Source organism: Pseudoalteromonas sp. SWYJZ98 (genome assembly GCF_015864495.1).
Taxonomy (GTDB): domain Bacteria; phylum Pseudomonadota; class Gammaproteobacteria; order Enterobacterales; family Alteromonadaceae; genus Pseudoalteromonas; species Pseudoalteromonas distincta.
Genome location: NZ_JADYXA010000017.1, coordinates 1 through 10,743 on the forward strand (window position 1 = coordinate 1; position 10,743 = coordinate 10,743).

Annotated in this window: 7 protein-coding genes, 2 rRNA genes and 1 pseudogene; 7 read left to right on the forward strand and 3 right to left on the reverse strand. The window is 37.7% G+C overall.

Annotated features, from left to right (window positions below; translation table 11 throughout):
- The 7 genes and pseudogenes from I6F10_RS11445 to I6F10_RS11475 all read left to right on the forward strand — a co-directional run.
- A 23S ribosomal RNA gene (locus I6F10_RS11445) occupies positions 1–96 on the forward strand; the annotation flags it as partial.
- A gap of 150 nt (positions 97–246) precedes the next feature.
- A 5S ribosomal RNA gene (gene rrf, locus I6F10_RS11450) occupies positions 247–361 on the forward strand.
- Between the two features lie 328 nt (positions 362–689).
- Positions 690–1,484: a VOC family protein gene (locus I6F10_RS11455; RefSeq protein WP_165742830.1), complete on the forward strand. Its 795-nt coding sequence runs from the start codon at positions 690–692 to the stop codon at positions 1,482–1,484.
- Between the two features lie 88 nt (positions 1,485–1,572).
- A complete protein-coding gene (locus I6F10_RS11460) occupies positions 1,573–1,938 on the forward strand; it encodes a hypothetical protein (protein ID WP_002959878.1) in 366 nt (121 codons plus the stop codon).
- Positions 1,935–4,268: a fatty acid cis/trans isomerase gene (locus I6F10_RS11465; RefSeq protein ID WP_197098863.1), complete on the forward strand. Its 2,334-nt coding sequence runs from the start codon at positions 1,935–1,937 to the stop codon at positions 4,266–4,268. Before I6F10_RS11460 ends, I6F10_RS11465 begins: the two co-directional genes overlap by 4 nt.
- Before the next feature lie 131 nt (positions 4,269–4,399).
- A pseudogene (locus I6F10_RS11470) lies at positions 4,400–6,128 on the forward strand (response regulator).
- A 76-nt stretch (positions 6,129–6,204) separates the two neighbouring features.
- On the forward strand, positions 6,205–7,614 hold the full coding sequence (locus I6F10_RS11475) for an ATP-binding cassette domain-containing protein (RefSeq protein ID WP_197098864.1): 1,410 nt from the start codon (positions 6,205–6,207) through the stop codon (positions 7,612–7,614).
- A 47-nt stretch (positions 7,615–7,661) separates the two neighbouring features.
- Here the strand turns inward: I6F10_RS11475 and I6F10_RS11480 are convergent, their stop codons facing one another.
- From I6F10_RS11480 to I6F10_RS11490, 3 genes are read right to left on the reverse strand one after another with little or no spacing between them, the layout of a single operon-like run.
- Positions 7,662–8,540: a TraB/GumN family protein gene (locus I6F10_RS11480; RefSeq protein WP_033038531.1), complete on the reverse strand. Its 879-nt coding sequence runs from the start codon at positions 8,538–8,540 to the stop codon at positions 7,662–7,664.
- A gap of 49 nt (positions 8,541–8,589) precedes the next feature.
- Positions 8,590–10,026, reverse strand: a complete 1,437-nt coding sequence (locus tag I6F10_RS11485; RefSeq protein ID WP_197098865.1) for a sensor histidine kinase — start codon at positions 10,024–10,026, stop codon at positions 8,590–8,592.
- The gene (locus tag I6F10_RS11490; RefSeq protein ID WP_024591423.1) at positions 10,007–10,681 is read right to left on the reverse strand and encodes a response regulator transcription factor; all 675 of its coding nucleotides are present in this window, start codon (positions 10,679–10,681) and stop codon (positions 10,007–10,009) included. The genes I6F10_RS11485 and I6F10_RS11490 overlap by 20 nt, the downstream gene beginning before the upstream one ends.
- Positions 10,682–10,743 lie beyond the last annotated feature (62 nt).

Below are 10,743 nucleotides of genomic sequence, written 5' to 3' on the forward strand. Positions count from 1 at the left end.
AAGGGCCGTTGAAGACTACAACGTTGATAGGCAAGATGTGGAAGTGGTGTGAGCCATTAAGCTAACTTGTACTAATTACCCGTGAGGCTTAACCATACAACGCCAAACGCGTTTTATGCGATAGTGAAACAAGCGAAGAAGTTAATATAACTAAAGTAGATATTACTTAGAAAGACTTAAAAAATATTATCAGATATTTTCCAAATTCAGTTAATGCGTAGAGATACGAATTAACGCCCAAATTTGCTTGGTGACAATAGCGTTTTGGACCCACCTGACTCCATGCCGAACTCAGTAGTGAAACGAAACAGCGCCGATGATAGTGTAGCATTTGCTATGTGAAAGTAGGACATTACCAGGCTTCAAATTGTAGAAAGCCCGACTAGAAATAGTCGGGCTTTTTTACGTCTGCAGAAAAGTGATTCAGGGATTCTTCTAGAGCGAAGGACTTCTTAGTAAATAATTTATATCGATCAGCAATAATATTTAATCAATTTGAGGGATTAAATCTGACCCTAACTGCGTTAAAAACCTCAAATATGAAACACCTGAATAACGAATTTTTGCCCTTCTTTTATCGACTCCGCTTAGTTATTGCTCTAATCTCAATTTATAGTCTGTTCCATTATCTCGTTTATAAAATGTGACAGAGTTCGTTTAGGTAAAATTAGAATAATAAGGGCTTAATCATGAGTAAAGTTGAAAACCATCCGCATGGTATTTTTTGTTGGTCAGAGCTTTGTACGCACAATTGGAAAGACGGTAAGGCGTTTTATACATCATTATTTGATTGGGGGCATGACGATCAACCTATTGGAGAGAACATATACTACACCATGCTACAAAAGCAAGGTGATGATATCGCTGCAATGTACGAAATGCCTAAAGAGCAAATTAGTGCAGGTATCCCAAGTCATTGGTTGGCTTACATTGCCGTCGATAATGTTGATGATTGTGCGCTAAAAGCAAAAGAACTGGGTGCTGAAGTTATTGCCGGTCCTCATGATGTTATGAATGCAGGTCGCATGCTTATGCTAAAAGATCCAGTAGGCGCAACTGTTGCACTATGGCAGGGGAATGAGCATACAGGTTGTAAGCACTTAGGTGAATTAAATACGCCTTATTGGCATGAGTTAGCAACAAGAGATAGTAAAGTAAGTCGAGACTTTTACTGTGCTTTACTAGGCTGGGAAAGCGAAATAAAGCCTATGGAAGGGATGGACTACATTTTATTTTTAGTCGATGGACAACCAATTGCCGGTATGCTTGAAATGACAAGTGAATGGCCTGATGATACCCCTGCTCATTGGATGATTTATTTTGCAGTAGAGAGTTGCGATGTAATTGTTAGCAAAGCCGCTAGCTTAGGTGGACAAGTATGTGTTCCTGCAACAGATATCCCCGATGTTGGTCGTTTTAGTGTTATATGCGACCCTCAAGGTGCTGCATTTTCGGTGATCGAATCTGTTATGGATGACGTTTAAACACAGTTACATTAGCTTTAGCGTTAATTTGCTCGCTAGTTTGATATAATACTCGTCAATTAAATCGTCAGAAAGTGCAGAGAACGCAATGGAATTTGAACAAGATAGTAATTTAACCCTCCCTTTATTTCTATTAGATGAATCATTAAGTAATAGAGACTTAGAGCAGCCTGATTTTGAAATATCAATTGGACTTGATGATGAGTTACTTGCTCAAATTTGCCAGAACCCAAGTGAAGATAGCAGTGTCGCTATTACTGTTAGCGGTTATGAGTTGCTTATAACTAATCCTCTGTACTTAGCTATATTAGATCAAGAGCACGATGCGCAGATAACATTAACGCATGGCCCTCTTTTAAGTATTGTTTTGAATACTGAAGGTCAGAATACATTCGTTTCTCCTCAAATGGATATGATGCCCACATTTGATTTAGGTGATGAGGACGACGAATGAGAAAAATACTAATAAGTACGATAGCACTCATTATTTTAAGTGGTTGTGCATATTTGGGAAATGCTCACTACGATGATCTTTTTGGACCTGAACAAACACAAGAGAGAATGGTGCCTCATACCACAGGTGCTGGTGCTGATTTTTTACAAAATGTAAAACCTGTACTCGATACCCGCTGCGTCGTTTGTCATGGTTGTTACGATGCACCATGTCAACTGAAGCTCTCATCCCCTGAAGGTATTGACCGGGGGTTGAGTAAAGAGCTTGTTTACGATGGAACTCGTTTATTGGCAACGACCCCAAGCCGTTTATTATTTGATGCAACTAATACTCAGCAATGGCGAGAAAAAAACTTTACGCCAGTGCTAAATGAGCGCGTGCAAAGTGAAGAAGCTAACTTAGCGGGCAGTGTGTTATTTAATAGCTTAGTGTTAAAGCAAAGCCATGAATTGCCAGTAAATGAAGTGTTAGGTGATGAGTTTGACTTTTCGTTAGCGCGTTCGCAAACCTGCGCAACAATGGGTGAGTTCGATCGATTGGCAAGTGATCAACCTCATGGCGGCATGCCTTATGGTTTACCTGGTGTTTCGCGTGAAGAGTTTAATCATTTACAGAACTGGCTTAAAGGTGGTGGTAAAATGTCACATATTCAGCCACCGAGTAAATATGATCAGAATAAAATAGCGGGCTGGGAAGCATTTTTAAATCAAGATAGCTTAAAGTATCAGTTATCAGCACGGTATATTTATGAGCATTGGTTTTTAGCACATATTTATTTTACTTCAGAAAACCCACAAAGCTTTTTCAAACTAGTTCGCTCAAGTACGCCTCCTGGTGAGGAAATAAAGTTAATTAACACGCGTCGCCCATACGATGACCCTAAAGTTAGCCGTGTTTATTATCGTTTTATGCAAGAGCGTACAACCATACTTTCTAAAACACATTTACCTCTTGAGCTTAATGAAGCTAAATTACTGCGTTTATATGAGCAGTTTATTGCACCAGATTATAGGGTTACGCAAATGCCGAGTTATGAGGCTAAGGCAGCATCTAACCCTTTTAAAACTTTCGAAGTTATTCCAATTAATTCTAAGTATCAATTTATGCTTGATGAGGCAGAGTTAATTATTATGGGCTTTATAAAAGGGCCTGTTTGTCGTGGTCAGATTGCTTTAAATGTTATAAACGATCATTTTTGGGTGGCGTTTGCTGATCCTGATAAGGTTGCGACCCCTGCTGTAGGGGAAATGCTAATGCAACATGAAGAGGCATTAGAGCTTCCTGCCGCTGAGGAAAGTAATGCCTTACCCATTTCTAGCTGGGTTAAATATTCAGTTCGCGAGAAAAAGTATTTACAGGCGAAAGTTGAGCTGGCTAACAAAATGTTCAAAGGTGGTGAGCACCTTACAACAGACTTACTTTGGAAAGGTGATGGGCATAATAAAAATGCGGCACTAACTATTTTCCGCCATTTTGATAGTGCAACTGTAGTTAAAGGTTTTATTGGTCAAGAGCCTAAAACCACCTGGATATTAGATTATGCTTTGTTTGAGCGTATTCACTATTTGCTTGTAGCAGGCTTTGATGTGTACGGAAATATAGGCCATCAATTAGTGACACGCCTATATATGGATTTTTTACGTTTAGAGGGAGAGCAAAACTTTTTAGCATTGTTACCTGAGGCTAAACGTAATCAAATCAAAAAGCAGTGGTATCGTAACTCACCACCTGACTTATCTAAGTTCTTTAAAAATAACCGAGAATTTAGTCAGCCAAGTGGTATTAACTATAAAACTGATGATCCACAGCATGAGCTATATACTTTGATGAAAGAAGCCTTAGCGCCAGTTTTAAGTGAAAGATACAACTACACTGAAGTACCAAAGCCGTTAAATGTAGTAAGTAACATGCCAGCAAAAGCGGTAAACTTGTTACCTCAGCTTTCCTTTGTACTTGTAAAGCAAAAAGATGATAGCCATAAGGGCTACACTATTATTCACCATAATGCGCACTACAATATTTCTAGTTTACTAAACGAAGATGGTCAACGTGCTTATGAAGAAGATACCGCGACTATTGTTCCTGGCTTTATCGGTGATTACCCCGCAGCTATTTGGTATTTAAATAACGAGCAGCAAGTAAATGCTTTTGCCGAGCAATTGCCTATGATGCAAATAGAAGCCGATTATGGTGCTTTGAAATCTAAGTTTGGTATTCGACGTACTCATCCACAGTTTTGGCAATACAGCGATATATTGCACGATACAGCTAAAAAGTATCGTGGGATAGAATATGGAATGTTCGATTATAATCGATTAGAGAATCGCTAATATAATTTTACTACTATGGCCCAGCTTGATGCTGGGCTTTTTTATTGGGTATTAATAATTCGCTTAATTATTTTGACTGATTCTTCGTTTTAAAAAATTAGTCTACACTTATATAAAAAACTGGTTTATACATGTTCAATATTATTAAAAGCGTGAGAACACGTTACCGATGGGCACTAATTGCAATAGCGCTATTAATAAGTGGCTCTGCTTTATTAATGCAGCATAGTTTTTCTGTTCAGAAGTTTGATGCAAAAATTATTAACATCGCTGGTAGCCAGCGTATGCTCTCACAGAAAATTGCTTGGCACAGTAATGCTATGCTTAACATCAGTAATTACTCGCCAGCTCATACTGAGTCACTTGAGAAGTCCCTCAATACATTTAAAAAGTCCCATCAAACATTATTAACTAAAAACTCTGATGACGAATACATTTACTTAAATCCAGCGTTAGTAGACTTATATTTTGGTGAAACGATAGGGTTAGATAAAGCGGTATTTGACTATATAGAACAAACAGAGCGGCTTTTGTATCAGCAAGGAGAGATAAACCACTCAGTATTTTCTATAAAGCATGTTGAAACGTTATTAACAAAGCTTGATAAGGCAGTGAGCTTATTTGAATCTCAAGCTGTTAAAAAAGTAAATTGGGTCGCCAACCTAGAGATACTATGCTGGTTATTGGCAATGACATTATTACTTATTGAGTTAAGATTTGTTTTTATACCAATGGAAAAAGAGGTTTCAGACACGCTTTTAGAGCTACAAAAACAAAAAGATTTTGTTTATCAAACAAGTCAAAATAAAGAACATTTTATTGCCAGAGCTAGTCACGAATTTAGAACACCTTTGCAGGGACTTATTACGTCTATTGAGGAGCTAGAGGTTTCTGATAAACAGCAAAGCGTTAAAACCCAGCTAACTATTGCGCGCTTAGGTTAATAGCCATATTAGATGAATTACAAGACTTGCAGGCTTTAAGTGCAGGTAAATGGGTACCGCATTTAAATGACGAAAACCTTTTAGAGTCGTGTAATAAAGTAGTAATAGCTTACAAGCATGCGTGTAAGCAAAAAGGCCTAAAACTAGTTAGCTCTTTAGATGAATCGTTAAATTGTGTATGTAAATTGGATCATCAACGTTTGCAGCACACACTTACAGAATTAATTAGTAATGCAATTAAGTTTACACAAAAAGGTGAAATTACTGTTTCAGCTAAGCTTTTAAATGATGAATTTCATTTAACAGTGAGTGACACTGGCAGTGGCTTTTCGAAGAAGATTACCAGTCTTGAATTTGACTCATTTAAACAAACCAATCACTTTCAAGGGTTGAGAACAGGCCTAACCCGGGTTCAATACGTTGTAAAAGCACTGCATGGTGAAATTACTTTTACAAATAATAAAACTCATGGTGCTTTGGTGTCTTTGTGTTTACCAGTAACAATAAGTAAAGCCCTCCCAACACCTCTTAAAGTAAACGACAAGCTAACGTGTTTAGTCGTTGAAGATAATCCATTAAACACCATGTTATTAACCCGCATACTTAGCTTATTAGGTTTAAGCTATGATTGCGCTGAAAACGGCAAAGTCGCGTGTGATATGGTGAGTGAAAATCAGTACGATATTGTTTTTATGGACTTAAATATGCCTGTAATGGATGGGTTTGAGGCGATTAAAAAATACGCTCTGATCTTAATAAAATAATGCCAATTATTGTTATAACAGCAAATACTTCACAAAATGATATAGAGCGAGCTTATAAATACGGGGCTAACCTTCATATGCATAAACCAATAAGTCAGCAAGCAATTAAAGACGCATTAAATAGTATTAGCGTTGTTAGTGAAATAAATTAATTTTGCAGATAACAAGCTTGCTAAGCACTTTTAATATACGTTAACTTGCTGTTTTAAGGTTTATTAGGAAAAGTTAGTGCAGTCAATTACGCTTGAGCAATTTAATGGTTACTTACAAGGACAAGGCAAAAGTCGTTACGACATATGCAACCTAGATTGGCAAGTTAATCTAGGAGAACATTGGCTGCTTCTAGGTGCTAATGGAGCCGGTAAATCTGCTCTGACAGCTGCGTTAATCGGTGAAGCTAAGTGCGAAAGTGGTCAGCGTATAAGTAGTATTAATAAGCTTATGCTCGTGTCTTCAGATTCGCATAAACAGTTACTAGCCCAAGAATTAGCGCATGAAAAGCACAGCCTCGTTAAAGATCTTATTTTTACAGAGCATAGTAATAATGATGAGTTATTAGCGCAGCTAATAGAGTTATTTAAATTTAGCTCATTACTAAATAGGCATTTTAGAGACCTTTCAACGGGTGAAACTCGTAAACTCCTACTTATAAAAGCACTCAGCTCCCATAGTGAGTTAGTCGTGCTTGATGAGCCATTTCATGGACTCGACGTACAATCTTGCCAGCAGCTCAATAAAATACTCATAGAACTTAGCCAAACTATTACTTTTGTTTTTGTACTAAACCGCCTAGACGAAATCCCTTCATTCATTACTCACTATGGCTATGTAAGCCAAGGTTGCTTGTTACATACTTTAGCGAAGCCAGACAGTGAGCAATTGAGTGATTTACTAAAACTACTTCATTTAGAACATACCTCATTGGATGTGCCATCTCCTGATACCGAACAAGAGCAAAAGGCATTCACCGGTAATACCTTAGTTAAATTGAGTAATGCTAAAGTTAGTTACAGTGATGTAAGCATATTCAAAAATCTCAATTGGACTATAGAAAAGCATCAGCATTGGCAGCTCAGTGGAGCGAACGGTTCAGGCAAAACATGCTTATTAAATTTAATAACAGGTGATAACCCACAGTGTTATAACAATGACATTGAAGTGTTCGGTTTTAAACGTGGGACAGGGGAGAGTATTTGGGATATAAAACAGCATATTGGTTTTATATCTAACGCGCTACATATGGATTACCGCGTAAGTATATCGGCTTTAAATACTGTTATTTCAGGATTTTACGATAGCATAGGTTTATATCAAAAACCGAGCGACGCACAAATTAATATTGCTCAACAGTGGCTGGCATTTATTGGTTTAAGTGATAAACAAAATACCTCATTCACCCAGCTATCGTACGGCGATCAGCGTATGTTGTTAATTGTGCGGGCTATGGTAAAACATCCAACGTTACTTATTTTAGATGAACCTTGCTTAGGCTTAGATGAAGCAAACAGGCAACGTGTACTGCTACTAATAGAGAAAATTTGTGCTGCCAATACAAGTACTGTGATTTATGTAAATCATCATGCGGCAGACAAAATTAAAGGAATAGAGAATTACTTAAAAATGGAAGACTTTCATTAAAAGCTCAGAGAAAGGTTGAGGGGGAATTCACTCAACCCATTTTTATTTTAAAGACGAGTAACGCTAAAACCTTTATCTCGAAGTTGTTTAAGTAACCCGTGTTTTTCAGGTAAATGCAGAGCGCCTACAGCAATAAATAGTTGCTCGTTTGCTAAACGCGGTGTGAGTTGTTTAACCCAATTATTATTGCGGTTAGTTAGCATTACTTGCTCGCTAATTTCACCGTAATTACTGTCATCAAAACTCATGTTGTAGTAATCGGTTAGTGTATCCATGTCACCGCTTTTCCATGCATTAACTAACTTGATAAAGTAAGTATTAATATCGGCTAGTTGCTCAAAGGTTTCTTCAATCATTTCATTGCTTAATAGCGCCATACCATCAAACATTTGTAGTTGTTGCTCTAGGGTTTCAAGCTCGCCAATTTTAATATTATGCTCTTTAGCATAACTAAGCACTTGCTTGTCTATACCGGTTTTATCTGAATATCCTGCATTTTGAAATTCAATTTGCATCATAGTCACCATAACAGCCCAAGGCTTTAAGCCATTAAACATAGCAATATCAATCGACTTTTTAGCAAAGTAATCTTTTAGCTTGGTATAATTTTGCTTTGAAAGCTCAGTTTGCAGTGTTTTACCGTCACTTAGCATCATAAATGGCATTGAGCGCTGCTGCATTTCAAGTGGAGTAAGTTTGCTTATATCAACTTCAACAATCACTTCTTTGCTTGCGCTAATCGCATCGGTTACATTTTTAGGTAAGCCTTTCATGCTGGCATCACCAACGTGTACGGTGCCAAATAAGTAAGAGCTAACGCCATTTTTTTCTATTTTATATAAGGCAGGAGCAGCATAGCTGTTAAGGCTAAATGTTATAAGTAATGCCACAATAAAAAAGTGGCTAATACGGGTAAGAGCATTCATGGTTTGTCCTTAAAATCTCAAAATTAGTAGTGTAAATACTAACCTAAATTTACTTCAGAGGTAACGTTAATATAAACGTTAACGTATTGTTTTCGGTATTACTGGCCGTAATAGTAAAGCCATTTAAGTTACATAAGCTCTGTACAATTGATAATCCTAAACCATGGCGCTGGTTATTAGTTCTAGATGAATCTAGCTGATAGAGCGGGTCAAAAATAGCAGTTAGCTGTTCATTACTTAGTGGTTTATTTACTTTGTTACTAACAGAGATGGTCATGTTTGTGCTGTTATTTACGGCAGTTAATTTAATTGGCGCCTCAGGAAGTCCATAAAATAGTGCGTTATCGATTAAGTTACATAAAATGGTATTTAAACTAAATTCGTCAGCATTAAGTGTAATCTCGTCACTTATTTCGTTATTTAAACGCGTTTTAATACTTGGATGCTTAAAGGTCAGCTCATCAATAATTTGATTTACTAAGTTATTTAGCATGATATTTTGTGCATCCAATTGCATAGCACTACTACTTGAGCGCTGCAATAATAAGAGGTTGCTAACAATCGTTTTCATACGCTGTGAAATATTAAGCACATCACTGGTATAGGTGTCGCTAATGCGTTTATCGTCAGGGTAGCGAATAGCCACCTCTGAGAGGCTTATGAGTTCAGCTATTGGGGTTTTAAGCTCGTGTGCAATGTCGCTTGTTAGGCGTTTTTCATTACTATAGAGTTGCTGATTAACGGTAATAAACTTATTTAGCTCGTTACGTATAGGTTCTATTTCTTCTACTTTAAAGTCGCTTTCTATTGTTTGCGCAACACCGGTAATATCGAGTAACTTAATTTGGTCGTTTAAATTGTGTAGAGGATGCAGGCCTTTATTTACAATACGTGTCACTAAATAGCGCACACCAAACACACCAAGCACACAGGTTAAAATAAAGACTACATCAATAATAATCAGTACTTTATTAAGTTCGGCTGTCGGCGCTGCGATTGCAAGCGTCATGGTATTAAAAACAGCAGAGTGAGTGGGATTTCTATCATCTTTTTGGGCTACAAAGTGACTTATAAGTGCTCGGCCATCACGCCTGTTAGGAAGCTCGTAATCTATAATTTTAGATTCGTTTATCGGCATTTCTAAAAAAGGCAGGTTAGCATTTTCATAAAGCGCTAATGAGTCCGAGCGCTCAAACACATCACGGCCATGCCATAACTGGTAAAACTCCGTGGCATCGGCTGCTTCATACTCCGACATAAACTCACCAGCAAAATCAAATTCAACCACGTTGTTGTCATCTTCAACTAAGGTTTTTAAGTAGTTAGCTTTGTTAGTTAAAGACTGATTAAACTGATCTTCCACCCAAGTATCAACACTTAAATCAACGGTTAAAAATATGGTGAATAAAATAACCGAGATCACAGCGCTAATATTATTAACGAGTTTACGTTTTATTGAGTGACTTTTATTTTGTTGTTGCGACATAACCAAATCCACGTTTGTTTTTTATCGGGAGCTCGCCATCAAACTGTCTTACTTTTTTACGTATGGTTGAGATGTGTGCTTCAAGCGCATTTTTAGAGAGCATATCAAACTGACCTACCACGGCTTCACTTATAAGCTCGAGCCCTAATACTCGCTCTGGAGCGTTAAATAAGCATTCTATTATTTTGTATTCATTACGCGTGAGCTCAATGGCATGTTGCTTGTAATGAAGAGTTTTAAGGGAAAGATCTAATACGCAATCACCTACGGTAAGGGTATTTTGTTGGTTTTGCAGTGAACCGCGACGAAGTAATGCAAGGACACGAGCATGGAGTTCTTCAAACGAAAATGGCTTAGTTAAATAATCGTCAGCGCCTTTCATAAGGCCGCTAATTTTATCTTGAGGCTCACTTCGTGCCGATAAAATTAGCACACGGCTTTGGCTATTACTGCTGCGCAGTGCTTGTAAAATACTCATGCCATCAACGCTCGGTAGCATTAAATCAAGTACGAGGAGGTCGTAGTTTCCACTTAGTGCCATACTCAACCCTTCTGAGCCATCACCAGTTTCATCTACGGTAAAACCAAGGTTGCTAAGGCCAACTTGCAAGCTGCGTCTTAGTGCTTCAGAGTCTTCAATAACGAGGATTTTCATGTTTACTCGGTTTATAAAAATAGCCTTGTTACTTTAACAAGGCTTTATTATCAAGTCACTTG